Raw genomic sequence first — 25,656 nt, 5'->3', positions numbered from 1 at the left:
AGCGCCGCTCGTCTAGACCTTGGGACGGGCCAGAGGGAAAGCCAATCATATGCCGTTGAAGCTGTCGCTGAAGCCCGGCGAGAAATTCGTGCTCAACGGGGCCGTCGTCCAGAACGGCGACCGTCGTGGCGTGCTGATCCTGCAAAACAAGGCCAACGTCCTGCGCGAGAAGGACATCATGCAGGCCGACGAGGTGACCACGCCCGCCAGGCGCATCTATTTCCCCGTCATGATGATGTACATAGACGAGAACCAGGCCGCTAAATTCTATGATGAATTCGCTCAGCGCCTGACGGAATTCATGACCGCGACCCGCAATCCCGACGCCATGGCCGACTGCGTCGCCGCCTCAAAGCACGTATTGGCGCGTGAGTACTACAAGGCGCTTCTCGCCGCCCGCAAACTGGTCGAGTACGAGGACAAGCTGACGCATGTCGCTTCAGGCTTATAAGACGGCGGCCGCGAGGGCCGAGTCTCCGCGTGAGATGGAATACCGACTGTTCGGCCAGGTGACGCGCGCTCTGGTGCATGCGTCAACGGTTGAACGCTCCGACATCCAGACCCGCATCGATGCTCTGGACTGGAACCGTCGCCTGTGGTCGGCCCTGGCGACCGATTGCAGCGACCCGGATAACGCCCTGGCCAATCCGCTGCGGGCGCAGATCATCTCCATCAGCCTGTTCGTGAACCGCCACTCGTCCGAAATCATGCGGGGCGACGAGGATTTTGAACCCCTGATCGACATCAACAAGATGGTCATGCAGGGGCTGTCGGGCGCGCTGGAAGCGGCCTGACCCACTAGGCAAACTCTATCCGCCGTCACCGGGCCGATCCTGCCGGGCGGCATTCGCACGACATTCAAGTCACTGAAAAACCTAGACGGAATTGGTTCCGGCTCGAGGTCCGCTTCTTGCGTGTGCGCGGGCGAACCAGAACCGGTTCTACGGCCAGAAGGCCGTTTCACAACCGACCAGAATGGAAGGATCGCCGCATGCTCTCTAGCTCGGTCAACACCAACGTGGGCGCGATGATCGCGCTCCAGAACCTGAACGCCACCAACGCCGATCTGGCGGAGACCCAAAACCGGATCAACACCGGCAAGAAGGTCGCCTCCGCCAAGGACAACGGGGCCATCTGGGCGATCGCCCAAGGCCAACGAGCCGACATCGGCGCCCTGGGGGCGGTCAAACAGTCTCTCGACCGGGGCATTGCTGCGGTCGATGTGGCGATGGCGGCGGGCGAGACGGTCTCCGACCTCTTGCTCCAAATGAAGGAGAAGGCTCTGGCGGCGACGGATGCGTCGCTGAAGACGGCGGCCCGGGCCGCGCTGAACGAGGACTTCAAGGCGCTTCGCAATCAGATCGCGAGCGTCACCTCCAACGCCGACTTCAACGGGGTGAACCTGCTGAAGACCGGCGCGACGGGGTTCCAGGCTCTGGCCAACGCCGGCGGCACGTCGTCTCTGACGGTCGCCCCGGAGGTCCTGGCCCTGGGAGGCGCCAACGTCACCGTGGCCACGACGCAGTCGATCGACACCTTGACCAAGGCGACGGCGTCCCTGACGGCCGTCAACACCTCCATCGACCGTGTCTCGGCCTCGCTCGCGCGGCTGGGCACCCAGTCGAAGGCCCTGACGACCCACCAGACGTTCGTCGGCAAACTGTCGGACGCTCTGGAGAGCGGGGTGGGCAATCTGGTCGACGCCGATCTGGCGAAGGAGAGCGCCAAGCTCCAGGCTCTGCAAACCAAGCAGCAGTTGGGAGTCCAGGCTCTGTCCATCGCCAACCAGACTCCTCAGTTGGTCCTGTCGCTGTTCCGCGGCTGATTGGCTTTTCAGGTTTCTAAAAAAAGCGCCGGGGGAGTTCGCTCCCCCGGCGTTTTGGCATGACGCCAAGGGCGCGTTTTTTGGCCCTACCGCTTGCGCCGCGGGCGCTCGCTGCTTCAGGGCGTTTCTTCTTGCCCTATCGCTCGCCGCGCGGCGGCTCCCTGCTTGAGGACCGTTCTTGTTGCGCCAACGCTTGGGACGCGGTCCCTCGCTGCTTGAGCGCGAGGGCGGTTCGCATCACGAAAAGGCGAACGATCTTGGCGAAGTCGCCGAACTGCCCTTACCTCTTGTTCGTGCGCTCGTTTGGGGGCGCGTCGTGAAAGGAGGTGATCCAGTGTCTCATTGTCATCAATCGCGTGCGGTGGCCGCGACCCTGGCTTCTTCGGAGGTCCGGGCCTGACCTTTCAGGCTTTAGGTTTCGGCTGACCGTTTCGCGGTCAGACAATGGAGGGCCGTCGCGATCACGCGGCGGCCCTTTCCATTAGCCGATCAGGCCGCGCCACCAGTCCATCGAGACCAGGAAGATGCGGCTGATCACCTCCCAGGCCAGCCAGACGAAGGCGCTGAAGCCGGCGACGCCGGTCCAGGCCGCCGCCACGGCCATGCCGTCGCGCTGCATCAAGCCGAAGCCGAACAGGGCCACGAACAGCGACGGGAACAGATTGCCGCCGAAGATCGGCAGCATGACGATCAGGGTCAGGCAGCAGCAGGCCAGACCGATCAGCACCTCCGAGACCTCATTGGTCAGAAACAGCCAGCGGGGTTTCGATATCCGCTCGATGGCGCGCAGCGGTCCCTGAACCCGAGCGACCACCTTGCGGTATTCCTCGCGCGGCAGGCTGCTCTTCAACGCCCATCGCGGCAGCCACAACTGGTCGCGTCGAAACAGCAGTTGCAGACAGATCAGCATCAGCGGCGCGCCCAGCACCGTCGTCGATCCGGGAATGGGCGAGGCCAGGGCGTTCAGCAGGCCCAAAAAGACCATCATGGCCCCGAAGCCGCGCTCGCCGAAGGCGTTGACCAACTCCCCCAGATACAGCTTGGGTTCGTCACGCGCCCCGATGTCCTCCAGCACCTGAGAGAACGGCCGAGCGTCGCTCTGATAGTCGTAGTCGGGCATGGCGCTCGGTGGAGAAGGGCTTACCGACAAGCCTTTAGGCGGCGGAAAGGGGCGACGCCACTTAACATTCGGCAACGGTCATGCGCTGTCATCGCCCGGCCTGGTCGCTTACGCTCCCAGCAGCTCGCGCCCGATCAGGAAGCGGCGGATCTCATTGGTGCCCGCGCCGATGTCGTACAGCTTGGCGTCGCGGACCAGGCGTTCGACCGGCCATTCCTTGGTGTAACCGGCCCCGCCCAGGGCCTGAACCGCCTCCAGCGACACTTTCACGGCGTTTTCCGAAGCCAGCAGGATGGCGCCCGCCGCGTCATAGCGGGTGGTCAAGCCCTGATCGCAGGCCCGCGCGACGGCATAGACATAGGCGCGGGCCGAGTTCAGGGCCACGTACATGTCCGCGACCTTGCCCTGCATCAGTTGGAAGCTGCCGATCGGCTTTCCGAACTGTTTGCGGTCACGGACATAGGGCAGCACCACGTCCAGCGCCGCCTGCATGATGCCCAGAGGCCCGGCCGACAGGACAGCGCGCTCATAGTCCAGGCCGCTCATCAGAACGGCGGCGCCGCGGCCTTCGCCGCCCATGATGTTCTCTTCGGGGATTTCACAGTCCTCGAACACCAGTTCGGCGGTGTCTGAGCCGCGCATGCCCATCTTGTCCAACTTCTTGGAGACGCTGAAGCCCTTCATGCCCTTTTCGACCAGGAAGGCGGTGACGCCGCCATTGCCCTCGCCGGTGCGGGCATAAACCACCAGGGTCTCGGCGTGCGGGGCGTTGGTGATCCAGAATTTCGTGCCGTTCAGGACGTAGCGGTCGCCGACCTTCCTGGCCTGGGTGCGCATCGACATGACGTCCGAGCCGGAACCGGCCTCCGACATCGCCAGCGAGCCGACGTGTTCGCCCGAAATCAGCTTGGGCAGGTATTTCGCCTTTTGCTCGGGCGTGCCCCAACGGCGGATCTGGTTGACGCACAGGTTCGAGTGGGCGCCGTAGCTCAGGCCGATCGAGGCCGAGGCGCGTGACACCTCCTCCATCGCCACCACGTGTTCGAGATAGCCCAGGCCCAGGCCGCCGTACTCTTCCTCGACGGTGATGCCGTGCAGGCCCAGCTCGCCCATCTCGGGCCACAGGTCGCGGGCGAATTCGTTCTTCTCGTCGATCTCGGCGGCGCGCGGCGCCAGACGGTCGGCGGCCCAGCGGGCCGTGGTGTCGCGGATCGCGTCGGCGGTCTCGCCGAGACCGAATTCCATCGATTGGGGGGCGTTGGGAATGCTCATGCGGCGGGGTTAGCACCCCGCGCGCGACGCGCAAAGCCGCCGACTATTCCGGCTGCGCCCGACCCAGCCGCTGATACAGGTTGAAGCTGGACACGCCGACGCAGACCAGGGCGATCACGGCCAGGACCCAGCCGATCAGCGCCGTCTGGTCGCCGCCCGAGCCTTCCTGTCCCGCGCGCCGGAAGGCGGCCATGGCCGCGCCGAAGGAGACCAGACCGATCCCGCCCATGGCCAGGAAGGCGCCGGTCTCGCTCCAGTCGAACCCTCCGGGCGCCTCCTCATCGGTCTCATGGCGCAGGATGGGACCCAGGGTCGCGTCGCCGCCGTCCTCGAACAAGGGATCGGGGTCCGGCGTGACGGTCTCGCCGAAGGTGCGCTGCTCGGGCGTCCACAAGGGGCGCGAATCGAAGACGGTCTCGGCTTCGGTCAGGGGCGTCAGAACCAGAGGCTCCGGCGCCGACGGTTCGATGATCAACGGCTCGACGTAGGCGGGCGCGGCCACGGCCTCTTGGACGGGTTCGGGCGCGGTCTCGGCCACGGCCGGTTCAGGGAGCGCCGGTTCGGCCTGGGCTTCAGACGCGACGGCGTCTTCGATGGGCGCCGCTTCGACCGGCGGAACAAAGGCGTCTTCGGCGGCGGGGAAGGCCGTTTCAACCAGGTCGTTGGCCGGTTCGGCCTGGGGCGCCGGTTCGGGCGCGGCGGGAACCAGACTCAGATCGACGGCGGCCAGGATCCGTTGCGGGTCGAGCGCGGGCAGGGGACCCACCGCGGCGGCGTGATAGGGGGAATAGCGCTGCAACAGCGGATCGATGGCGGCCGCGACGGGCCGAGGGGGACGCGGGGCCTCGACGGCGGGCGCTTCACCCGCCGGCGCATCGGTCTCGGGCGTGGTTTCGGCTTCACCCAGAAGATGGGCCACTGCGGCGGCGCGGGCGTCAGCCGAAGGCGTCTCCGGCGCGTCGTCATCGCGAGAGATGGGCAAGGGTAGGGGGGCGGCCAGCAAGTCGGCCAGGGTCACGGCCGCTTCGGGCGCGGCGACGAACAGGGCGCGCTCGGCCGCGCGGCGACGTAGGGCGGCGTCTGGTCCCGGCGTCTCGGGCCAGCCGAACAGAGCGTCCGCGGCTTCGGCGGCGGCGCCGGCGTTGACCCGCGCCAGCACGTCGGACGTGGCGAACCGCTCGACGCCCAGCGAGAAGGCGAAACTGGCCAGGGCGTCGAACTGATGCTGGTTCAGCGGCGCGGTGACCCGCTCATGCAGGGCCTTGGCCACCGGGATCAGGTCATATTGCAACAGAAGTTCGGCGTCGGCTTCGCCCACCGTCAGGCCGTCGCGGGCCGAGGCCGTGTGGCCGTAGCCGATGACCCAGCCGTCGCCACGCGCCACGGCGCGCGGCCGAAAGCCCTCGAAGCTCTTGATGAGCACGATCCCCTCGCGGGAGATCTTCATGCGGTTCGGCGTGACGTCGGACACCTGACTGACCCAATTCGAGACGGAATCGCTCGCCCCGCTGGGGAAGCAGCAAGGGATGGGCCGGTTCCCGCTAGAGCAGAACCGCCGTCGCCAGTCCCAGGAAGATCAGGAAGCCGAAGAAGTCGGTCGTGGCCGTCACGAACACGGCTGAGGACACGGCGGGGTCCTGTTTCAGCTTCGACAGGGTCAGGGGGGTCAGAACCCCGACCGTGGCCGCCACCAGCAGGTTCAGCACCATGGCCGTGGCGATCACCGCCCCCATGCGCCAGTCCCGCGCCCACAGGGCCGCCGCGACGCCGATCAGGGGCGCCAGCACCAGGCCGTTGGCCAGGCCGACCATCAGCTCCCGGCCGAAGGTCCGCCGCGCGTTGGAGCTGTTCAGCTCACGCGTCGCCAGGGCGCGCACGGTCACCGTCAGGGCCTGGGTGCCGGCGTTGCCGCCGATGGCCGAGACGATGGGCATCAGGGCCGCCAGGGCCACGACCTGCTGGATGGTGGCGCCGAAGAAGGCGATGACGCTGGCCCCCAGGGCCGCCGTCGCCAGGTTGATCGCCAGCCAGGGCACACGGCCGCGCACGATCTCGGACACCGACGAGCCGCGATCCTCGTCCGACACGCCGGCCAGACGCAGGATGTCCTCGCGGTTCTCTTCCTGGATGATGTTGACGATGTCGTCGACGGTGATCTGGCCGACCAGGCGGCCGCCCTCGTCGATTACGGGGGCCGAGATCAGGTGGTATTTCTCGAAGACGTAGGCGACCTCTTCCTGGTCCTGATCGACGGTGATCTCGTTCACCGGCTCCATGATCTCGGCCAGGGCCGTGGCGCGCGGGGCGCGCAACAGGCGGCTGATCGGCACGCCGCCGACCGGCCGGTTCAGCGGATCGACCACATAGACGTCGAAGAACAGCTCGGGCAGGTCCTCGCCCTGCGCCCGGACGTGGTCGATGGTGTCGCCGACGCTCCAGAACTGGGGCGCGGCCATCACCTCGCGCTGCATCAGGCGGCCGGCGGTCTCCTCGGCATAGGCCAGGGCGTGCTCGATGGCGGCGCGCTCGACGTCGGGCATGGCGGCCAGAACGCGTTCGCGCTGGTCGTCCTCCATCTCTTCGACCACGGCGACGGCGTCGTCGGAATCCAACTCCTGAAGCGCCTCGGCCAGGGTGCCGTGAGGCGCCCGCTCCAGCACCTCTTCGCGGATGCCGTCGTCCAGCTCGGGCAGGGTCTCGGCCAACAGGTCCGGCGGCAGCCACAGCACCACCACGGCCCGATGCTCGGCCGTCAGGAAGCCCATCAGGTCGGCGACGTCGGCCGGGTGCAGGTCTTCCAACAGGCCGCGCAGACGCAGGCCGTCGCCGTCGTCGGCGGCGTCCACGACCTTTTCGACGAAGGCGGGCGTCAGGACATAGTCCTCGTCCAGCGCCTCGTGCTCTTCGATCTCGGACTCATGCAGGGGTGCGGTTGCGGTGGTGCTCACGCCTTTCGCCTCCCTGTCTGTCGATCAGCTATTTAGCCGATGATTCCGTCCTTTAAAGTCGATGGTGCGGTCGAGAAGACTCGAACTTCCACTCCGGTTAGGGAACAGCGACCTCAACGCTGCGCGTCTACCAATTCCGCCACGACCGCTCGCATCGGAGCGGGGGCGATAGCTTAGGGGCGGGCGCGGGGCAAGGGGCGGGTGAGGGATTAGGTCGTAGGGAGTAGGGCTTAGGAGAGATTTAGGCGTGTTGGCCCAGGTAATCTAAGCCCTAAGCCCTAAGCCCTAAGCCCTAAGCCCTAAGCCCTAAGCCCTTCAGGCCGCGCCGGCCATGAAGTCATACACATCCGCCGGGCGCGTGACCGTAATGGCGATGCGGTCGTCGCGGATCTCGATCTGGCCGCGCGCGACGGGGTGGTTGTTGGCCAGAATCCACACCTCGTCATGTTCCGAGGCGTCCAGCGGAATGACCGCGCCCCGGCCCATCTTCAGCAATTGCGACATGGGCAGCACCGAACGGCCGAGAACCACGGACAGCTCGACATCGACAGCTTCGATCTGACTCATACACGGCTCGGCGACTGGTGTTTCTGCGGTCGGGTCTTGCATGGCGCCCCCCGCATGCACATTGAGGCGGCATGCTTTCCCACCCGTTAAGCCCGGCTTTGAACGAATCGATTCGCGGTGACGGCGCGCCCGTCGAATGGGCCGTGTCGTCGGGACGGGTCGGCTATGACGAGGCCGTGGCGGCCATGGAGGCCCGCGCGGCGGCCATTTCAGCGGGCGAGGCGGGGGAGCTGATCTGGCTGCTGGAGCATCCGCCGCTGTACACCGCCGGGGTGTCCAGCAAGGACGCGGACCTGCTGACGCCCGACCGGTTTCCGGTGCATCGCACGGGGCGGGGCGGGCAGTTCACCTACCACGGGCCGGGCCAGCGGGTGGCCTATGTCATGCTGGATCTGAACCGGCGCGGCCGCGACGTGCGCGGCTTCGTGCGCGGGCTGGAGGCCTGGATCATCGGCGCTCTGGATCGGCTGGGCGTCCCGGCCGGGGTGCGCGACGGCCGCGTCGGCGTCTGGGTCGAGCGCAAGGGGGCGGGCTGGTCGCGTGAGGACAAGATCGCCGCCATCGGCGTCAAGGTGCGCCGCTGGGTCAGCTTTCACGGCATCAGCCTGAACGTGGACCCCGATTTGGACCATTTCGCCGGCATCGTGCCGTGCGGCATCTCCGAGCACGGCGTCACCAGTCTGCTGGACCTGGGTCTGACCGCCTCGATGGACGACGCCGACGCGGCCCTGAAGGCGGCGTTTCAGGACGTGTTCGGACCGGTGGTCGCGGGAAAGGCGCCGGTCTGATCAGCGCGGCGGCGGCCCGTAGCGGTTGAAGCCCGCTTGTCCCGGCCGTATCGCCAGATCGAACAACGGCGCCAGCAACAGCACACCCAGCGCCCAACCGAACGGCGTCTCGCGCCAGATCCAGGCCAGGACGACGGCCAGCAGCAGCGGTCCCGCCCACCATCCGGCCCGGCCCCGGTCATGCAGCCTCTGGGCCGTCACGCAGGCGGCGAGGTAGAGCAGGACGGCGGCCAACAGCCGCGCGATCCAGACGGGTGCGTCCGGCGCCAGCAGCGTCAGGGCCGTCCAGGCCGCGGCCAGCGGCAGCACGCCGAAGACGAAGACCCGCCGCCCGATCCGGCCGGACGCTGTCAGATAGAGGTCCGTCAGGATCGTCATTCGCCCGCGTCCGTGCTCTCGAATTTGGGCGACGTTCCGTAGCGGTTGGCTTCCGGCCTTCCATCGACGAAACCGAAGGCGGCGACCAGCACCACATTCACGATCATGCTGACGACGAGCAGAGCCAGCGGCACAAAGAATTCGGTTCGACCTGCATCGATCTGAGCACCGAGCGCGGCGCCGAAATCATACGGCGCCAGCCCCCCCAGAAAGCTGATCAAATAGAGGACGGTCGTCCATGCGGCGCTCCATCCGATGTCATGACCCCGCTTCACGCCCATGGCGAGTTGGGGCCACAGAGCCAGGGCGCTGATCCCGGTCGCCGCCCACCATGACGTGGAAACGATCAGGCCGCTTTCGGTTATCCGCAGCATTCCAAGGAACGGCTCGCCCTGCTCGGAGACAAGCAAATGGACAGAGAGCATGACGGCCACCTGCACCAAGGCGACGGCCAGTCCCAAAAGCCACCAGTCCCGACGTCTCAGCCTGCCGTGGAAGCCGAAGAGCTTCTGCTTGAGGCCGGCGTCGGCCACTAGTCGAACTCCACCAGCACGTCGTCGGCCGCCACAGGGTCGCCGGCCTTGGCGCCGATGGCCTTCACCACGCCGTCGCGTTCGGCCTTGAGGATGTTCTGCATCTTCATGGCTTCGATGATGGCCACGGTCTCGCCGGTCTTGATCTCTTGGCCGATCACGACAGGGATCGACACGACCAGACCCGGCATCGGCGACAGCACCTGTTTGGACGTGTCTGCGGCCTGTTTTTCGGGCAGGCGAGCGTAGAGTTCGGCGTGGCGCGGGGTCAGGACGCGCACCCGGGCGCGGGCGGCGCGGTGGCGGATGTCCCAGCCATCGGCGACCCGACGGACCTCGGCGGTGAAGGGCTGATCGTCCAGAACGGCGCGGAACTGGGCCAGGCCCGGCCGCCAGTCGATGGCTTCCAACCGCAGGGCGCGGTCCTCGTCCTCCAGGTCCAGGATCAGGGCCTCTTCGTCGTCATAGGACAGGCTGACGCCGTGCGCGTCACGGTCGATCATGACGGTCCAGTCGGTGCGATCCGAAGGGTCTCCCGCCTGGTCCGAGGCGATCTCGTTCATGGCGGCGGCGGCGGCGATCAGAATGTCGGTCTGGCGCCGGTCAGGGACCAGGCCGTGGAAGCCGTCGGGGAATTCGTCCTGGATATAGCGGGTGGTCAGGGCGCCGGATCGGAAGCGGGGCTGATCCATCACCGCCGACAGGAAGGGGATGTTGTGGCCGACACCGGCCAGGTGCGTCTCTTCCAGCGCGCGGGCCATGCCGTCGATGGCGGCGTCGCGCGTCGGCGCCCAACTGCACAGTTTGGCGATCATGGGGTCGTAGAACATCGACACCTCGTCGCCCTCGCGCACGCCGGAATCGTTGCGCACGACAGAACCGTCCCATTCCCCTTCTTGCGGCTGCTCATAGCGGACCAGGCGGCCGATCGAGGGCAGGAAGCCGCGATAGGGGTCTTCGGCGTAGATGCGGCTCTCGACCGCCCAGCCGTCGATCTTCAGGTCCTGCTGGGTGAAGGCGAGCGTTTCGCCCCAGGCCGAACGGATCATCTGTTCGACCAGATCGACCCCGGTGATCAGTTCGGTCACCGGATGTTCGACTTGCAGCCGGGTGTTCATCTCCAGGAAATAGAAGGACTTGTCCTGACCGGCGACGAATTCAACGGTCCCGGCGCTGTCGTAGTTCACGGCCTTGGCCAGGGCGACGGCCTGGGCGCCCATTTCGGCGCGGGTCTTTTCGTCCATCAGCGGGGAGGGGGCCTCCTCGATGACCTTCTGGTTGCGGCGCTGGATCGAGCATTCGCGCTCGAACAGATGGACGACATGGCCGTGCTTGTCGCCCAGCACCTGGATCTCGATGTGGCGCGGATCGACGATGAATTTCTCCAGAAAGACCCGGTCGTCGCCGAAGGCGTTCAGGGCCTCGGCCTTCACCGCCGCGAAGCTTTCGGCCATGTCGGCGTCGCCCTCGGCCACGCGGATGCCCTTGCCGCCACCCCCGGCTGAGGCCTTGATCATGACCGGATAGCCGATCTCGCGGGCGATCTTCACCGCCTCTTGCGGCGTCTCGATCAGGTCCATGTGGCCCGGCACGGTCGAGACGCCCGCCTCGGCGGCGAATCTCTTGGAGGTGATCTTGTCGCCCATGGCCTCGATGGCCTCGGGATTGGGACCGATGAAGGCGATTCCCTCATCGCGCAGACGCCGCGCGAAGCCCGCGTTCTCACTCAAGAAGCCGAAGCCGGGATGCACTGCCTCCGCGCCCGTTTGCCGCACGGCCTCGATGATCTTGTCCGCCAGCAGATACGACTGGGCGGCGGGCGCCGGGCCGATCAGGACCGCCTCATCGGCCATCTCGACCGCCAGCGATCCGGCGTCGGCCTCGGAATAGACCTGGACCGTGGAAATGCCCATGCGGCGGCAGGTCTTGATGATCCGAACGGCGATCTCGCCGCGGTTGGCGATGAGGATTTTCTTGAACATAGAACGGCGTCCGGCGACCTGACCGCATCGTGATCGGGCCGCCCCGATTAAGACGCAGACACCGGCGAGTAAACCCGAATGGAACCCGTGACAGGCGTGCGGGCTTTGCAAGCCTGTCGCGGATGAGCTTTAACGCTTTCACGAACGCGAGACCCTCCCGGAGTGCCCCCCACCATGCTTCGACTGATTTCCGCCGCCTCGGCCTTGGCCCTGACCGTATCGGCCGGCGCCGCCGCCGCTCAGGATTTCCGCGGTCTGGCCCGCCAGGATCTACAGGCCGCCCACGACCAGTTGCGCGACAACCATCCCGCCGCCGTCATCCCCGGCGCGGCGGGTGATCGTTTCCGCGCCTGGCTGGACGCCGGCCTGGTGGACGCGCAGTCCAAGGCCGGTCAGGTTCAGAGCGGCGACAGCCACGCCTATCTGATGCGTTATTACGCCAACGGCTTCCGCGACGGGAACACGACGATCCGCCCGACCTATGAAGGTCTGGGACCGTTCTTCGCCACGGCCTGGCCGGGCTTCACCACGCGTTGGGCGGGCGATCACTACGAGGTCGCCTATGTCCGCCAGGGCCTGCGCGGCGCGCCGCCCGTCGGCGCGACCCTGGTCTCTTGCAACGGTGAAACCGCCGAGGATCTGGCGCGGGCCAAGCTGGACCGCTGGGAAGGGGACCTGGAGACGGCGTCCGGCCGCGTCCGCACGGCGCCCTATCTGCTGTGGAACCGCAACAATCCCTTCACCCGGGGAATGCCGCAGACCTGCACCTTCCGTCAGGGCCGTCGCGAACGCGACTATGAGCTGAAGATCCAGCCGGTGGATCGCGCCGCCATCGAGGCCGCCTATCGCGCCACCGTCTATACGCCGGGCGCCACGCCGCTGGCCGTCGAAACGGTCAACGGCCGTCCGTGGATCAATGTCCATTCGCTGGCGGACAACGCCGACTGGGCCGCCTTCTTCGGTCAGGTCGAGAGCCAGGTGGACGCCATTCGCGGCGCCCAGGGCGTGGTCATCGACCTGCGCGGCGCCGAAGGCTCGTCGCAGAATTCGACGGCGCGCGGCTATGGCCTGGCCAACCGCATCTGGACGCCCGAGTTCACGGTCAGCCGCCAACCCGAAGCCGGCACCATCACCTATCGCGCCACCCAGGCGAACCGTCAGTGGTTCGTGGACACCCTGGGCCGTATGCAGGCCGATCCGCGTTTCGTGCAGGAATCGGGTCCGGTGATCGAACAGACGGCCGCCATCGTGGCCGCCTTCGACGCCGCCCTGGCCGCTGGTCAGGAAACCTTCGCCATGCCCGGCCGCGCCGCCGTGCCGGACACCGGCGCCGCCAACCCGGTTCAGGGTCAGGTCGTCGTTCTGGTCGACGGCGGCTGCACCGGCGGCTGCCTGGACACCCTGGACCTGCTGACCCGCCTGCCGAACGTGCGTCTGGTCGGTTCGACCACCGGCGTGGACTCGATCTTCATCGAGCCGACGGTGGTGCGTCTGCCGTCGAACTATGCGGAGCTGAGCTACGGTCACAAGGCGTGGATCACGCGCCAGCGCGGCGACAACCAACCCTTCACCCCGGCTCAGGGCCTGGCCTACACCGGCAACCCGGCTGATGAGGCTGCGGTGCGCGCCTGGGTCGGCACGCTGTTCCAATAAGCGTCGCCGAATAACGGATCAGGGCCGGGCGGGGTGGAACCCTCGCCCGGCCTTTCCTATTTCAGAGCCATGACCCGATCCGCCGCCGGTTTCGACCTGACCCCGCCTTCCGAATCCCAGCGCGCGGCGCTGGAAGCGGACCTGTCCGCCGAAGAGAAGCGCGTGCTTCTGGCCCACGGCACGGAGGCGCCCTTCTGCGGGACGCTGTTGGGTGAGAAGCGGCCGGGCGTCTTCTGTTGTCGCGAATGCGGCCTGCCGCTGTTCCGCGCCGTGACCAAGTTCGAGAGCGGCACCGGCTGGCCCAGCTTCACAGAGCCGGTCGACCCCGATCATGTCCGCGAGGTCCGCGACACCAGCTACGGCATGGTGCGGATCGAGACCCGCTGCGCCCGCTGCGACAGCCATCAGGGCCATGTCTTCCCCGACGGGCCGCCGCCGACCGGCAACCGCTATTGCATCAATTCGGTCGCCTTGAGCTTCACGCCGCAAGGCGAACCCCTGCCTGACCCGCTGGGGCGCGGCGACGGAACGGCCTGACCTTCGCCCCATTTGGCGCTAAGGTGACGTTTGAACGGGAGTGGACGCGATGCTCATCAGTCTGATGGCCCTGGCCCTCGCGGCGTATGAAGGCCCGGACGGCGTCATCGCCACGGCCCCGGCCACGCCCGCGCCGCCCCTGGCCGCGACGGCCGACCCGGCCACGCCGACCGATGCGCCGGCCACCACCATCCAGTCCGCCACGCCGCATAATCTGACCACCGACGAACAGATCGCCCGCTGGATCGACCGTCGTCAGTCGGGCGGTCCCGTCTTCGTCGAGGACCAGGGTCCGACCGACGACCGCAAGATGCACGGCGAGGTCACGGCCGGCATCGGCACCGGCGGCTATCGCGACGTCGGCGTCTGGATGTCGATCCCGGTCGGCGAGACCGGCCGCATCGACCTGAGTTACAGTCAGACCGAGAACGGCCTGTTCCCCTATTATCGCGACCCGCGCGGCCTGGACCGTTACTACCGCGATCCCGACGCGCCCTTCAGCGCCCGTCCGGCCGACAATCGCCAGGACGCCTGGGACGAGCGTATCCGCCGTCATCGGTCCCCGGCCCATCCGCCGTCCGCGCTGGACTGAGGCGTGAAACGCAAAAGGCCCGGTCGATCGACCGGGCCTTTCGTCTGTAGTGGTGCCGCCGGGCAGGATTGAACTGCCGACCTCAGCCTTACCAAGGATGCGCTCTACCACTGAGCTACGGCGGCGGCGACCAATCCTGTTTTGGATCGCGAGCGATCCGAACCCAAGGATTGGTCAAATTCTTAAGTTGAACGAAATCTGAGCCTAGCCGCCAAGGCGGCTCAACCGATTTCGCTCGTGAGGAAGCGGCCGTATAGCCAAACGACCGCCGGGGGGAAAGCCCCAAATCGCGCGCTTGCGCAAAAGTTTTGATCCGGGTGACATGGACGCATGAGCGCGCCGCCCAAAAAGCCCCAAGGCCCTGAAGTGACGCCCGAAGCGAAAGCGAAAGCCGAACGCGCCGCCCGTCTGGCCGCGGCCCTGCGCGACAATCTGAGGCGCCGCAAGGCCGCCCGTCCGGCGACTGACGACAAGCGCAACTGAATGTCATCGACACGCGGCCTTTCGCACCAGTGTTCGGCCTTGCTAGATAGCCGATCCGCCGAGGCGTCCCGCTTCGTCGGCCGCTTAAGGACGACATGGACCGCATCGCCATCCAGGGCGGCGCCGAGCTGCACGGTGAAATCCCGATCAGCGGCGCCAAGAACTCCGCCATCAAGCTGATGGCCGCCTCCATCCTGACGGACCAACCGCTCAGGCTGACCAATATGCCGCGCCTGGCGGACACCAAATTCCTGGGCCAGCTTCTGCGCCAGTTCGGCATCACGGTGACCGAGTCGGACGGCCCGGACGGGCAACAGACCCTGTTCGACGCCCGGGAGATCACCTCCACCTTCGCCCCCTATGACTTGGTCCGGCAGATGCGGGCCTCGTTCAATGTGCTGGGACCGCTGTTGGCGCGCACGGGACACGCCAAGGTGTCGCTGCCGGGCGGCTGCACCATCGGCGCGCGGCCGGTGGACCTGCATCTGGACGCCCTGGCCCGCCTGGGCGCCGAGATCGAGCTGGAAGAGGGCTATGTCTCGGCCCATGCGCCGCGCGGCCTGCACGGGGCCGAGATCGAGTTTCCCTTCGTCTCGGTCGGCGCCACTGAACACGCCCTTTTGGCCGCCGTCCTGGCCCAGGGGACCACGGTGCTGAAGAACGCCGCGCGTGAGCCGGAGATCGGCGACCTGGCCCGCTGTCTGATCGCCATGGGCGCCCGGATCGAGGGGCTGGACACTGACGTTCTGACCGTCACCGGCGTGACCTCGCTGAGCGGGACCGACTGGGCGGTCATTCCCGATCGGATCGAAATGGGCAGCTATGCCGTCGCCGCCGCCATGGCGGGGGGCGAGGTCCGCCTGACCAAGGCGCGCGCCGACCTGATCCAGGTTCTGACGGACAAGATGATCGAGGCGGGCGTCGACGTCGCCCCGACCGACGACGGCGTCATCGTGCGTCGCGATCCGGCGCGTCGGCTGAAGGCCGTGAACGTCACGACCGAGGTCTATCCCGGCTTCGCCACCGACCTGCAGGCCCAGTTCATGGCCCTGATGACCACGGCCGAGGGTGAAAGCGTCATCCACGAGAACATCTTCGAGAACCGTTTCATGCACGCGCCCGAACTGGCGCGCCTGGGCGCCGAGATCAGCGTCCACGCCGGCGAGGCGCGGGTGACGGGGGTCGAAAGCCTGCGCGGCGCCCAGGTCATGGCCACCGACCTGCGCGCCTCGGTCAGCCTGGTCATCGCCGGCCTGGCCGCCCAGGGCGAAACCACCGTGGGCCGGGTTTATCACCTGGATCGCGGCTTCGAGCGGCTGGAAGAAAAGCTGGGGGCCTGCGGCGCCGTGATCCGCCGCATCCATGGCGAGGACGATTCGGATGGCCACTGACGCCGAACCGGCCAAACCCGTCCTGCCGCTGCGTCTGCTGGCGGCCGACGCCGACGATTTGCAGATCATGTCGGCGGCGCTTCAGGACTCCATCCTGCGGCCGGTCGATATCGTCTGGGAAAAGAGCGCACGCCGCGTCACCCTGGCCCTGTCGCGGTTCTGCTGGGAATGCGGCGGCACGCGGGTGATGGCGGCTATGCAGTTCGGCGACGTCGACGCGGTCAAGAGCCGCCGACTGCCGCGCGGGCCGGAGACGGCCCTGGAGCTGTTGGCCATCGACTTCGAGCCGGTCGAGGCGCCGGGCGGCCGCGTCATCCTGATGTTCGCGGGCGGCGGCGATCTGCGCATCGACGTGGAATGTTTGGACGCCGTGGTCACCGATCTGTCTGAACGCTGGCCCGCCCGCATCGCCCCGACCCATCTGCAAGAGGCGTCAGCCGAATGAGCGGGACCGGTGATCATCGTCTGGCCTCGGTGACGTTGGACGCGGCCAGCCTGCCCGCCGCCACGGCCGAGATCGAGCATGAACGTCGGGTCGCCGTCTTCGACCTGGTCGAAAAGAACAGCTTTGCACCGGCGGGCGCCGCGGGCGGTCCCTACGCCCTGACCCTGTCGTTGCAGGACAGCCGGCTGGTGTTCGAGGTGTCCGGTCCCGACTACGCCCGCGCACACGGCCTGTCGCTGACCCCGCTGAAGGCGGTGCTGAAGGACTACGGCCTGATCTGCGACAGCTATTACGAAGCCCTGCGCGGCTCCTCGCCCAGCCAGATCGAGTCGGTCGATATGGGCCGTCGCGGCATGCATAACGAAGGCGCCGAGCTGCTGCGCAGCCGTCTGGACGGCAAGATCGCCATCGACCATGAGACGGCGCGGCGACTGTTCACCCTGGTCTTCGCCCTGTGTCGGCGGTGACCGCCTCGACTTTTCTCCCGTTTTCCGGCATAGGCCCGCTCCTCGATCCCCGCCCACGCCCGGCGGGGTCGTCGTCGTTTCACCAAGGGCGTGAGAGGCCGCATGGCTAAGGAAGAACTGCTCGAGTTTCCCGGCGTGGTCAGCGAACTGCTGCCGAACGCCACTTTTCGCGTGACGCTCGAGAACGACCACGAGATCATCGCCCACACCGCCGGCAAGATGCGCAAGAACCGCATCCGCGTGCTGGCCGGCGACAAGGTCTTGGTCGAGATGACGCCCTACGACCTGACCAAGGGCCGCATCACCTACCGCTTCAAGTAAGGACGGGCGCGTGGCGCGTCCGCCTCTTGTGCTGGCCTCGGCCAGCCCGCGCCGCATCGAACTGCTGGCGCAGATCGGGATCGTTCCCGACCGCATCGAACCCGCCGACATCGACGAGACCCCGCTGAAGGGCGAGACGCCGCCGCGTTTGGCCGAGCGTCTGGCGCGGACCAAGGCCCAGGCCGTGGCCGCCCGCGCGCCTGGCGCCGTGGTCCTGGCCGCCGACACCGTGGTTGCGGTGGGCCGTCGTTTTCTGGAGAAGGCCGCTGACGAGGCCGAGGCCGCGCGCTTCCTGCGCCTGCTGTCGGGCCGCAACCACCGGGTCTTCACCGGCGTGGCGGTGGTCGCCGATGGAAAGACCACGACCCGCGTCAACGAGACCCGCGTCACCTTCAAGATTCTGTCCGAGGCCGAGATCGCCGCCTATGTCGCCACGGGCGACTGGCGCGGCAAGGCGGGGGGCTACGGCATCCAGGGACCGGCCGGAGCCTTCGTGCGGCGCATCGTCGGCAGCCATCCCTCGGTCATGGGCCTGCCCCTTTATGAAGCCGCACATCTGCTCGAAGGCGCGGGCTGGCGGCGGTGAGGGGCGAGGTCGAAGCCTTTCTGGACGACACGCCCGGCGAGATCCGGGGCATGGTTGCCCGCGACGGCCGCTTTGAACGCCTGATCATCCAGCGCGAGGACGACCCGCCCCAACACCGGCTGGGCGCTCGCTGCGTCGGCCGGGTGCTGGATGTCGAGGCGGGATACAGGGCCGCCTTCGTCGATCTGGGCGTCGAGACCGCGCCGGGGTTCTTGCCCCTGCCGAAGGACCGGGTCCTGCGCGAGGGCGACCACATCGAGGTCGAGGTCACGGCCGAGCCGCGCGAACGCAAGGGACCGACGCTGCGCCTGATCGGGCAGGGGCAGGGGGCGCCGCGCCTGCTGACGCCTGGTCCCGATGTTCGGGCGATCCTGGCCGCCCTCGCCCCCGGCGTGGAGGTCCAGACCGGCCTTTCGGCCATTCAGGCGTCATGGGATGCCGAAGAAGAGGCGCTGGGCCAGGGCGACTTCTTCGCCGAGGCGGGCGTCGATCTGGCCGTCCAGCGCACGCGCGCCCTGATCGCGGTCGATATCGACTACGCTCATCTGCCCGGAAAGGACGCCAAGAAGGGCCGCGAGCGGGCGAATCGCGAGGGGCTGATCCACGCGGCGCGTCTGATCCGGCTGGCCAACTGGGGCGGGCTGGTCGTCATCGATCTGGTGGGGACCAATCTGAACGCCGATGTCGTCAACCCGCTGGCCCGCGCCGCCTTCGACGCAGATGGGGCCGTGTTCGGCCCGCTCAGCCGGTTCGGCCTGTTGCAACTGGCGCTGCCGTGGGGCCGCACGCCGATCGAGGATCGTCTGAACGACGGAGACCGGCGACCCGGCGTCATGACCCGCGCCATGGATCTGACCCGTCGGCTGCGGCATGCGATTCTGTCGGACACGACCATGCCCCGCTTCACCGCCGTCTGCGCGCCGGATGAAGCCCAGGCGGCTGCGCCCTTCGTCGCCCGGCTGGGTCCCCGTGCGGCCCTGCGCGCCGACCCGACCGTCGCCCCGGGCCGGTCGGCCATCGTGGAGACCTGACTCATGGTGACCTGTCCGATCTGCAAGAAGGCGCCGCCGGATGCGGCCTATCGGCCCTTTTGCTCGCGACGCTGCGCGGATGTCGATCTGCAACGTTGGCTGTCGGGCGTCTACGCCGTTCCGGCCGAGCCTCTGGACGACGCCCCGCCGCCTGACGACGAAGAGTGAAACGGGCGCTGGACAAGGCCGGGGGGCCTCGCTTATAGACCCCGCTCCCGCGACCGAATGCGGCGCGCCTGGGTAGCTCAGTTGGTAGAGCAGCGGATTGAAAATCCGCGTGTCGGTGGTTCGAATCCGCCCCCAGGCACCACTTCCCCATTTCCCGAACAAGGTTCCGTGGCGGCGCATATTGTCGCGCGCGCGGGCCATACCACGGCGACGGCCGGACGCTTCGTCCGTTCACGGGCAAGTCTTCACCATAACGTCGCCGTTTCCGCAGATTTATTGCCCTGAGACCCGTGTTTCCACCGTCAGGCGAAAAGGCGCATTGCGCACTTGACGCTCTGGTATGCGTTCTTCAAAGGAAGCTCGACCGCTTCCCTAAGGGGCGAACGGGCGACGACGTTTGGAATCTCGGTTCCGAAAGTTCGTCGGCCGGTCTGGATGTTTCAACGCAACCAGACGCTTCAGGTAGGCGTTTCTCTGGGCCTGGTCTTCGGGCCGGTCCAGTGAACGATTTTTCATTCACGGGCGAATGTCCTTCGGGGCGGTCGCTTTGGTTCCCACGAGTCAGACCAAACAGCAGGAACTGGCGAAAAATGCTCAAGAAGACCAACATCATCCTCGCCATGGCCGGCGCTGCCGTCCTGATGGCGGGCACGCCGGTCCTGGCCCAGGCCCCGGCCGCTCCGGCCCCGGCCGCCGCGACCACCGCCGCTCCGGCCGCGACCCCGGCCGCTCCGGCCGCCGCTCCGGCCGCCTCCAGTGAAGACCCGGCCACCGTCGGCGAGGCCGCCACGGGCGGTCACGGCGCGGGCGGCATCACCCCGATCTCCATGTTCATGGGCGCGACCCTGGTCGTGAAGGTCGTCATGATCGGCCTGCTGCTGGCCTCGATCTTCTCCTGGACCTTGCTGCTGATCAAAATGTTCGAGTTCGGCGCGCTGAACCGTTCGACCGACCGCTTCCTGGAAGCCTTCCGCGGCGCCCGCACCATCGCGGACATGCGTCGGGTCGCCACCTCGGACGAGTTCGACGGCAATCCGCTGGCCGACATGGCCGCCGCGGCCACCGAAGAAATCGAACTGTCGCGTCAAGCGGGTCTGTCGGTCACCGGCGATCACCGCGACTCGGCCCTGCTGCGCGCTCAGAACGCCGTCGCCGCCGTTCAGGCCGGCCTGGCCAAGCGCCTGTCGGGCGGCCAGCAGTTCCTGGCCTCGGTCGGTTCGACCGGCCCGTTCGTGGGTCTGTTCGGCACCGTGTACGGGATCATGAACTCGTTCATCGGCATCGCCGAATCGAACACGACCAACCTGGCCGTCGTGGCCCCCGGCATCGCCGAAGCCCTGCTGGCCACCGGCATCGGCCTGTTCGCGGCCATCCCGGCGGTTATCTTCTACAACTACTTCAACACCCGCATCTCGGCCTACGGCACCCGCTCTGACGGCTTCAGCGCCGAACTGACGAACGCGATCTCGCGTCAGCTCGACAAGGGGGCGTAAGGGGCATGGCCGCCAAACTCGATAGTGGAGGCGGCGGGAAGTATCACGTCGAAGCGAACAGCGAGATCAACGTCACGCCGTTCGTGGACATCATGCTCGTTCTCCTCATCATCTTCATGGTGGCCGCGCCTCTGGCCACCGTGTCGGTGGAGGTGAAGCTTCCCAGGGCCGTCGCGCCCCCGGCGCAAAACCCGCCGAAGCCCATCTTCATCTCGATCCAGAATGACGGCGATGTTTACATCGGCGACTTCAAGACCGACGTGGGATCCATGGGTTCGGAGCTGACCACGCAGATCGGCCGGCGCAACCCGGCGGACGAGCGGATCTTCATTCGTGCCGACCAGCAGACGCGCTACGGCGACTTCATGCAGGTCATGAATGCTCTCCAGGACAACGGTTTCTATTCCGTGGCCCTGGTCGGCGAAGACACGTCGACGGAATAGGGAGAAGGTGAGCAATGACCGACATTGAATACCACCGCTCTCGTTACGACGCGCCGCGCGGCAGCGGGTTCATGGGCGTCAAGCCCTCGACCTGGGCCTTGAGCCTGCTGGTCGTCTGCATCCTGTTCGCCATCCTGCTGTTCTATCTCCAGCAGGCCAAGTTCAAGCTGCAGGTGTTCGACTACTCGGACGACTCGGTCGACGTGGAGCTGGTGGAGCCGATTCCGCCTCCGCCGCCGCCGCCGCCGCCGCCGCCGCCGCCGGACACGCCGCCGCCGCCGAAGCTTCAGGTTCGTGAACCTGTCGTCTCGCCGAACGCGCCGCCGCCGCCGGTCACGCTGCCGATCGAGCCGACGAAGAAGGAGGACCGTGTCGAATACACCGGCCCGCCCGTCATCGTCCCTGGTCCGCCGCCGCCTCCGGCGCCTCCGGCTCCGCCGCGTCCCTCGGTGATCACCAACCCGACGTGGGCCCGCAAGGTCACGCCGGAGTTCCCCGAGCGCGCTCAGAGCCGCGGCATCGAAGCGGGTACGGTCAGCGTTAGCTGCGTCGTCCAACCGGACGGCAGCCTGCAGAACTGCTCGGTGACGTCGGAAGATCCGTCCGGCGCCGGCTTCGGCTCCGCCGCCCTGGCGGCCGCCCGCCGGTCGCGGATCGCTCCGCGCACCGTCGACGGCGCCGCCGTCGGAGCGAGAGTGAACTATACGGTTCGCTTCCAGCTCGGCGACTGACGCACCACGATGTGAAGGATGCGCCCCGGACCCTGGTCCGGGGCGTTTTCTTTTTGTGGCGACGTCATATCCGCGCGTCACGCTTGATCGCGCGAGGCAACCCCGGTAGAGAGCGCCTCTCGCGCGGACAGCGCCGCCTTAGCTCAGTTGGTTAGAGCGCCGGTTTGTGGAACCGGAGGTCCTCAGTTCAAGCCTGAGAGGCGGTACCATCCCCGATCGTCCAGACCGAAGTCGATTGCGGCGGACGCGGTCCAGCTCGGCTCAGATTTCAGTCCAGCATGATGCGAGAGCCTGATTCACGGCATCGGCGGAATCGCGAAGCGATTTCACCTCAGACGATCAGGCTCTAGGCTGGCCGCCATGACCGATCCCGCGCGCGCGCAATGGAACCCCGACCAGTACGCCCGTTTCGAGGCCGAGCGCGACCGCGCCGCCCTGGACCTGATGCTGCGTCTGCCCGACGACCTCGACCCGCGCGAGATCTGGGATCTGGGCTGCGGTCCCGGCCATCACGCGGCGCTTCTGCGTCGCCGCCATCGAGGCGCGGTCGTGCATGGGCTGGATTCCAGCGCCGCCATGCTGGAGCGCGCCCGCGCCCTGGACGCCGCCGTCGACTGGGTCCAGGGCGACATTTCCGCCTGGACGCCGGATCGCCCCGCCGACCTGATCTTCGCCAACGCCTCGCTGCATTGGCTCCCGGATCACGAGACCCTGTTTCCGCGACTGGTTCAGGCCCTGACGCCTGGCGGCGTCCTGGCGGTGCAGATGCCCCTGGGGCACGCGACGCGTCATCACGCCCTGCTGCGTGAAACGGCGGGGCAGGGACCTTGGGCGCCGGTGCTGTCGGACGTCGAACGTACGCCGCCGTTGCTGGACCCCGCCCGCTACTACGACCTGGCGGCCGAGGGGTGTGAGACCGTCGATGTCTGGTCCACCGCCTATCTGCACGCCCTGACCGGCGAGGATGCGGTTCTGGAGTGGATGCGCGGCACGGCGCTTCGGCCCTATCTGACCGCGCTGGCCGACGATCCGGCGCTCAGCGCGGCGTTCGAGGACGCGCTGGGCGACGCGCTCACGCGGGCGTTTCCGATGCGGCCGGACGGGGTGACTCTGTTGCCGTTTCCGCGTCTGTTTCTGGTCGCTCGACGTCGCTGAGCCGTCTTTGCCGGCGCATCAGATGCACCGGGCCGCTCAGGGTCGAAAGCGCCGCCACGGCCGCCGCATACCCCGCCTCGACCGGCCCGTCGTAGGATTTCCAGTCCCGGATATCCATGCTTTCGGGCATCGGCAGGATCAGCAGGTCGGTCATGGCGCGAGAGCCTTCCATCTCGGCGTCGGTCACCAGGGTCGCCGATCGCATCAGGATCGACACGATCGGCGGTCCCTTCTTCCAGGCGCCGGACAGGATCCAGCGTATCCATGACGGGTTGTGCAGCGAGGCCGGATCGACCCCACGCGCCTGGCTGACGTCCGACCCGATGATCGGTCCCGCGTTCAACTGGCGCATCATGTCGGTGGGAAAATTCTTCAGCACCGCCCCATCGACCAGCACCTGATCGTCCATCACCACCGGCGGCATGACGCCCGGAATGGAGATCGAGGCCCGCATGGCTTCGCGCAGCAGGCCACGGCGGTGAATCCTGACGTGCCCGCTCGTCAGGTTGGACGAGATGCAGAAGAAGGGCAGGGGCATGTCCTCGATCTCAACCTCGCCATAGGCGTCCTGCAACAGTCGCTCGACCTTCTTGGCGCGGGTCATGGCGACGATGGGGAAGGCCAAGTCGGACAGGGGATCGGATTCCACGAAGGCCTTGCGGATGCGGCAGTCCAGTTCGTCGTCGCTCCAGCCCAGGGCCGGACCCGCGGCGACCACCGCTCCCATGGAGGCACCGCCGATGAAATCGAACGGCACCCGCGCCTCGCGCAGGGCCTGGACCACGCCGATGTGGGCATAGGCGCGCGCCGCGCCGCCGGAAAAGACGATGCCGACCGCCGTGCCGCTGACCAGCCGGGCGATGCGGGCGGCGTCCTCGGCCACGTCGTCGACACAGTGGAACCAGCGGGCGGGGTCCAGAGCGTCCAGCCAGACGCGGGTGTTGGCCGGCTTGGCCATGCCCGCGTCGCGCAACAGGATGAGGTCCGGGCGGCGGTGGGCGTCATCCGGCCCGGCGCGGCGCGGCATCGTGGTCGGGGGGACCAGCCGCGGATCGCCGATCACGAACAGCCGGTCCACCTGGCGCGCGCACAGGGCGGCCCAGGTCGGTTCGTCCGATTCCGCGACATAGAGGACGTAGTCGTGGCTGTCCTCGACGCGTGAGAACCATTCCTTGGCCGAACTCAGGGCCGAGTGGTCGATGATCCCGCAACTGAAGCCCATGGCCTGGACCGCCGTCGCCACCCGTTCGACGAAGGCCCGGATCGGCCGCTGGCGCGCGCTGACGAACCCGAAGACGCTGGGTTCCGTCGCCCCAGAGCGGCGCTCGCGCGCGCGGTGGATCATCAACCGCGACAGCTCGACCATCAGGTCCGGCTCGGTCCGCGCGGCCTCGAAGAAGGCGTCGCGCGGCATGGCCAGGATCTCGCTGTCCCTCAGGGCCACGACGCTGGCCGTATGCGGCGCGCCGGCCAGCATGGCCATTTCACCGACCGGTTCTCCCGCGCGGACCACGCCGATCAGTTGGCTGGGCTGGCCCGGTTCGTGTCGGAACACTCCCAGGCGGCCCGCTCGCACCAGATAAAGGGTGTCCGACGGATCGCCCGCATGGAACAGCGTCTCGCCGCCGGTCAGGGCGAACCAACTGGCGCGGTCGATCATCCGGCCTTCAAAGACGCGGGCCAGGGCGGCCTCAAGTGTTTGCTGCCCGGTCTTGCTCATGCGGCTTTATGCCAGATTCCAAGGTGGAATATGAAAGGTTGACCGACGCCGGAACGCCTCGGCCATTTCTGCCCTTCGCAGGGCCATGGTGCAATCGGATGCGGATTCCATCTTGCATTGAATGAGCAGCCGTTGAAAATCGGCGTTAGGCCGAGCGGGTCGTAAGGGAAGGAAACCATGAAGAAAACGGTCGCTGTTCCACTGCTGGTCCTCGCGCTTGCCGCGTGCGGCTCCAAGGAAGACGCCGCCTCGACGGCGAAGGGCCAGGACGGCGCTGAGGCCTCGGCGTCTGACCCGGCCGCGGCGGGGGGTACGGCGGCGGCCGAACGGCTCGACTGCCGGGCCGTCAATGCGCGACCGAAAAACGGAGCCGACGTGGCGGGCGTGACCCTGGGCATGGCGGTGGATGACGCCTTCAAGGCCGTGGCCTGCTCGGACCCTCGACTGGTGGTGGAGCTTACGCCGCCCCGGCCCGACGGCTATCGGTCGATCGTCGGCGAGCGCGAGGGCGAGCAATTCAGCGTGCGCCTGATCGGCGTGTCGGACCAGGAGCAGGTCGTCGAGATCAACCGCATCCTGCAATACGAGCCGGGACAGGAGCCGGCCTTCGACGCCGCCTTGCGCCAACTCGGGACCAAGTATGGAACCCTGGTTCGAACCGACTACGGCGGCGCCCCCAGAGAGACGCACCAGTCCGTGCGGCGTCTCGACGGCGCGCTGGTGACCAGCCTGGAAGATCCGCTGGCGCGCGGCTGCCCCTATGATCTCAAGGATCAGTGCGGCTTGACGGTCACGGCCAATATGGACCGGGCCGACGCCAATCCTGCCCTGACCAAGACCTTGCAGGTCATCATGCAGGACCCCCGGATCACGCTGCGGCAGACCGAGATCGCCAGCCGAAGCGCCCAGGCGGCCACACAGCAACGTCAGGCTCAGGAAGTTCAGGCAGCGGCGGATCGGGCGCCCAAGCTGTGACGGTCGGCGCGGCGCCGAACCGCGCGCCGCGCCCTTCCCCCCGTGCATCCTC

General features: G+C 67.5%; 29 protein-coding genes and 4 tRNA genes. 22 read left to right on the top strand and 11 right to left on the bottom strand.

Annotated features, from left to right (window positions below; translation table 11 throughout):
• Positions 1 to 49: 49 nt before the first annotated feature.
• The 3 genes from flbT to V7D63_RS01450 all read left to right on the top strand — a co-directional run bounded on the left by flbT (position 50) and on the right by V7D63_RS01450 (position 1,825).
• The gene (gene flbT / locus V7D63_RS01460; RefSeq protein WP_333590477.1) at positions 50 to 451 is read left to right on the top strand and encodes a flagellar biosynthesis repressor FlbT; all 402 of its coding nucleotides are present in this window, start codon (positions 50 to 52) and stop codon (positions 449 to 451) included.
• On the top strand, positions 432 to 794 hold the full coding sequence (gene flaF / locus V7D63_RS01455) for a flagellar biosynthesis regulator FlaF (protein WP_333590476.1): 363 nt from the start codon (positions 432 to 434) through the stop codon (positions 792 to 794). Before flbT ends, flaF begins: the two co-directional genes overlap by 20 nt.
• A gap of 197 nt (positions 795 to 991) precedes the next feature.
• Complete coding sequence (locus tag V7D63_RS01450) at positions 992 to 1,825, top strand: flagellin (RefSeq protein ID WP_333590475.1); 834 nt, start codon at positions 992 to 994, stop codon at positions 1,823 to 1,825.
• 481 nt (positions 1,826 to 2,306) lie between these two features.
• On the opposite strand, the gene V7D63_RS01445 is transcribed toward V7D63_RS01450, so the two are convergent.
• The 6 genes from V7D63_RS01445 to V7D63_RS01420 form a co-directional block, all read right to left on the bottom strand.
• On the bottom strand, positions 2,307 to 2,945 hold the full coding sequence (locus tag V7D63_RS01445) for an exopolysaccharide biosynthesis protein (RefSeq protein ID WP_333590474.1): 639 nt from the start codon (positions 2,943 to 2,945) through the stop codon (positions 2,307 to 2,309).
• A gap of 108 nt (positions 2,946 to 3,053) precedes the next feature.
• A complete protein-coding gene (locus V7D63_RS01440) occupies positions 3,054 to 4,217 on the bottom strand; it encodes an isovaleryl-CoA dehydrogenase (protein ID WP_333590473.1) in 1,164 nt (387 codons plus the stop codon).
• Positions 4,218 to 4,260: 43 nt separating this feature from the next.
• Positions 4,261 to 5,688, bottom strand: a complete 1,428-nt coding sequence (locus V7D63_RS01435) for a glycoside hydrolase family protein (RefSeq protein WP_333590472.1) — start codon at positions 5,686 to 5,688, stop codon at positions 4,261 to 4,263.
• Positions 5,689 to 5,758: 70 nt separating this feature from the next.
• Positions 5,759 to 7,165 carry a magnesium transporter gene (mgtE, locus tag V7D63_RS01430; RefSeq protein ID WP_333590471.1) on the bottom strand — a complete coding sequence of 469 codons (1,407 nt, stop codon included), beginning with the start codon at positions 7,163 to 7,165 and terminating at the stop codon, positions 5,759 to 5,761.
• Positions 7,166 to 7,227: 62 nt separating this feature from the next.
• Positions 7,228 to 7,314 (bottom strand) — tRNA-Leu (locus V7D63_RS01425).
• Between the two features lie 166 nt (positions 7,315 to 7,480).
• Positions 7,481 to 7,774, bottom strand: a complete 294-nt coding sequence (locus V7D63_RS01420; protein WP_333590470.1) for a FliM/FliN family flagellar motor switch protein — start codon at positions 7,772 to 7,774, stop codon at positions 7,481 to 7,483.
• Between the two features lie 29 nt (positions 7,775 to 7,803).
• On the opposite strand from V7D63_RS01420, the gene lipB reads away from it, so the two are divergent.
• Positions 7,804 to 8,520, top strand: a complete 717-nt coding sequence (gene lipB / locus V7D63_RS01415; protein ID WP_333590469.1) for a lipoyl(octanoyl) transferase LipB — start codon at positions 7,804 to 7,806, stop codon at positions 8,518 to 8,520.
• Here the strand turns inward: lipB and V7D63_RS01410 are convergent, their stop codons facing one another.
• Genes V7D63_RS01410 through V7D63_RS01400 form a run of 3 tightly spaced genes read right to left on the bottom strand, consistent with a single transcriptional unit; the run spans position 8,521 to position 11,413 of the window.
• Positions 8,521 to 8,898, bottom strand: coding sequence for a DUF805 domain-containing protein (locus V7D63_RS01410; protein ID WP_333590468.1), 378 nt, complete (start codon positions 8,896 to 8,898; stop codon positions 8,521 to 8,523).
• Positions 8,895 to 9,431 carry a DUF805 domain-containing protein gene (locus V7D63_RS01405; RefSeq protein ID WP_333590467.1) on the bottom strand — a complete coding sequence of 179 codons (537 nt, stop codon included), beginning with the start codon at positions 9,429 to 9,431 and terminating at the stop codon, positions 8,895 to 8,897. Before V7D63_RS01405 ends, V7D63_RS01410 begins: the two co-directional genes overlap by 4 nt.
• Complete coding sequence (locus V7D63_RS01400; RefSeq protein WP_333590466.1) at positions 9,431 to 11,413, bottom strand: acetyl/propionyl/methylcrotonyl-CoA carboxylase subunit alpha; 1,983 nt, start codon at positions 11,411 to 11,413, stop codon at positions 9,431 to 9,433. The genes V7D63_RS01405 and V7D63_RS01400 overlap by 1 nt, the downstream gene beginning before the upstream one ends.
• A 174-nt stretch (positions 11,414 to 11,587) precedes the next feature.
• Between V7D63_RS01400 and V7D63_RS01395 the strand changes: the two genes are divergently transcribed.
• From V7D63_RS01395 to V7D63_RS01385, 3 genes are all read left to right on the top strand, one after another.
• The gene (locus V7D63_RS01395) at positions 11,588 to 13,066 is read left to right on the top strand and encodes a hypothetical protein (protein ID WP_333590465.1); all 1,479 of its coding nucleotides are present in this window, start codon (positions 11,588 to 11,590) and stop codon (positions 13,064 to 13,066) included.
• Positions 13,067 to 13,135: 69 nt separating this feature from the next.
• Positions 13,136 to 13,603 carry a peptide-methionine (R)-S-oxide reductase MsrB gene (gene msrB, locus V7D63_RS01390; RefSeq protein WP_333590464.1) on the top strand — a complete coding sequence of 156 codons (468 nt, stop codon included), beginning with the start codon at positions 13,136 to 13,138 and terminating at the stop codon, positions 13,601 to 13,603.
• 49 nt (positions 13,604 to 13,652) lie between these two features.
• Complete coding sequence (locus V7D63_RS01385; RefSeq protein WP_333590463.1) at positions 13,653 to 14,195, top strand: hypothetical protein; 543 nt, start codon at positions 13,653 to 13,655, stop codon at positions 14,193 to 14,195.
• Between the two features lie 50 nt (positions 14,196 to 14,245).
• Here the strand turns inward: V7D63_RS01385 and V7D63_RS01380 are convergent.
• A tRNA-Thr gene (locus tag V7D63_RS01380) sits at positions 14,246 to 14,320 on the bottom strand.
• A 205-nt stretch (positions 14,321 to 14,525) separates the two neighbouring features.
• On the opposite strand from V7D63_RS01380, the gene V7D63_RS01375 reads away from it, so the two are divergent.
• From V7D63_RS01375 to V7D63_RS01310, 14 genes are all read left to right on the top strand, one after another.
• Entirely contained in the window at positions 14,526 to 14,678 is a 153-nt protein-coding gene (locus V7D63_RS01375; protein ID WP_333590462.1) for a hypothetical protein, read from the top strand.
• 95 nt (positions 14,679 to 14,773) lie between these two features.
• Entirely contained in the window at positions 14,774 to 16,069 is a 1,296-nt protein-coding gene (murA, locus tag V7D63_RS01370) for a UDP-N-acetylglucosamine 1-carboxyvinyltransferase (RefSeq protein ID WP_333590461.1), read from the top strand.
• A complete protein-coding gene (locus V7D63_RS01365; protein ID WP_333590460.1) occupies positions 16,059 to 16,514 on the top strand; it encodes a DUF2948 family protein in 456 nt (151 codons plus the stop codon). Before murA ends, V7D63_RS01365 begins: the two co-directional genes overlap by 11 nt.
• Positions 16,511 to 16,981 (top strand): UPF0262 family protein, encoded by a 471-nt coding sequence (locus tag V7D63_RS01360; RefSeq protein WP_333590459.1) that lies wholly within the window; start codon positions 16,511 to 16,513, stop codon positions 16,979 to 16,981. Before V7D63_RS01365 ends, V7D63_RS01360 begins: the two co-directional genes overlap by 4 nt.
• 102 nt (positions 16,982 to 17,083) lie before the next feature.
• Complete coding sequence (infA, locus tag V7D63_RS01355; protein ID WP_003164348.1) at positions 17,084 to 17,302, top strand: translation initiation factor IF-1; 219 nt, start codon at positions 17,084 to 17,086, stop codon at positions 17,300 to 17,302.
• Between the two features lie 10 nt (positions 17,303 to 17,312).
• Complete coding sequence (locus V7D63_RS01350; protein ID WP_333590458.1) at positions 17,313 to 17,888, top strand: Maf family protein; 576 nt, start codon at positions 17,313 to 17,315, stop codon at positions 17,886 to 17,888.
• Complete coding sequence (locus V7D63_RS01345; RefSeq protein ID WP_333590457.1) at positions 17,885 to 18,919, top strand: ribonuclease E/G; 1,035 nt, start codon at positions 17,885 to 17,887, stop codon at positions 18,917 to 18,919. Before V7D63_RS01350 ends, V7D63_RS01345 begins: the two co-directional genes overlap by 4 nt.
• A 3-nt stretch (positions 18,920 to 18,922) precedes the next feature.
• Positions 18,923 to 19,087: a DNA gyrase inhibitor YacG gene (locus V7D63_RS01340; protein ID WP_333590456.1), complete on the top strand. Its 165-nt coding sequence runs from the start codon at positions 18,923 to 18,925 to the stop codon at positions 19,085 to 19,087.
• A 66-nt stretch (positions 19,088 to 19,153) separates the two neighbouring features.
• Positions 19,154 to 19,229 (top strand) — tRNA-Phe (locus tag V7D63_RS01335).
• 448 nt (positions 19,230 to 19,677) lie between these two features.
• Positions 19,678 to 20,580, top strand: a complete 903-nt coding sequence (gene exbB, locus V7D63_RS01330) for a tonB-system energizer ExbB (protein WP_333590455.1) — start codon at positions 19,678 to 19,680, stop codon at positions 20,578 to 20,580.
• A gap of 5 nt (positions 20,581 to 20,585) precedes the next feature.
• On the top strand, positions 20,586 to 21,023 hold the full coding sequence (locus V7D63_RS01325; RefSeq protein ID WP_333590454.1) for a biopolymer transporter ExbD: 438 nt from the start codon (positions 20,586 to 20,588) through the stop codon (positions 21,021 to 21,023).
• A gap of 14 nt (positions 21,024 to 21,037) precedes the next feature.
• The gene (locus V7D63_RS01320) at positions 21,038 to 21,754 is read left to right on the top strand and encodes a TonB family protein (protein WP_333590453.1); all 717 of its coding nucleotides are present in this window, start codon (positions 21,038 to 21,040) and stop codon (positions 21,752 to 21,754) included.
• A 132-nt stretch (positions 21,755 to 21,886) separates the two neighbouring features.
• Positions 21,887 to 21,963: transfer RNA gene (locus tag V7D63_RS01315), tRNA-His, on the top strand.
• Positions 21,964 to 22,114: 151 nt separating this feature from the next.
• Entirely contained in the window at positions 22,115 to 22,909 is a 795-nt protein-coding gene (locus tag V7D63_RS01310) for a methyltransferase domain-containing protein (protein WP_333590452.1), read from the top strand.
• On the opposite strand, the gene V7D63_RS01305 is transcribed toward V7D63_RS01310, so the two are convergent.
• Positions 22,827 to 24,629, bottom strand: a complete 1,803-nt coding sequence (locus V7D63_RS01305) for a patatin-like phospholipase family protein (RefSeq protein WP_333590451.1) — start codon at positions 24,627 to 24,629, stop codon at positions 22,827 to 22,829. The genes V7D63_RS01310 and V7D63_RS01305 overlap by 83 nt on opposite strands.
• Before the next feature lie 177 nt (positions 24,630 to 24,806).
• Between V7D63_RS01305 and V7D63_RS01300 the strand changes: the two genes are divergently transcribed.
• Positions 24,807 to 25,604: a hypothetical protein gene (locus V7D63_RS01300; protein WP_333590450.1), complete on the top strand. Its 798-nt coding sequence runs from the start codon at positions 24,807 to 24,809 to the stop codon at positions 25,602 to 25,604.
• The last annotated feature ends 52 nt before the right edge of the window (positions 25,605 to 25,656 follow it).

Origin of the sequence: Brevundimonas sp. (assembly GCF_036732845.1) — a bacterium.
Lineage (GTDB): Bacteria > Pseudomonadota > Alphaproteobacteria > Caulobacterales > Caulobacteraceae > Brevundimonas.
The sequence above is the reverse complement of the archived record's forward strand: the minus strand, read 5'-3'. Positions and strand labels throughout refer to the sequence as shown.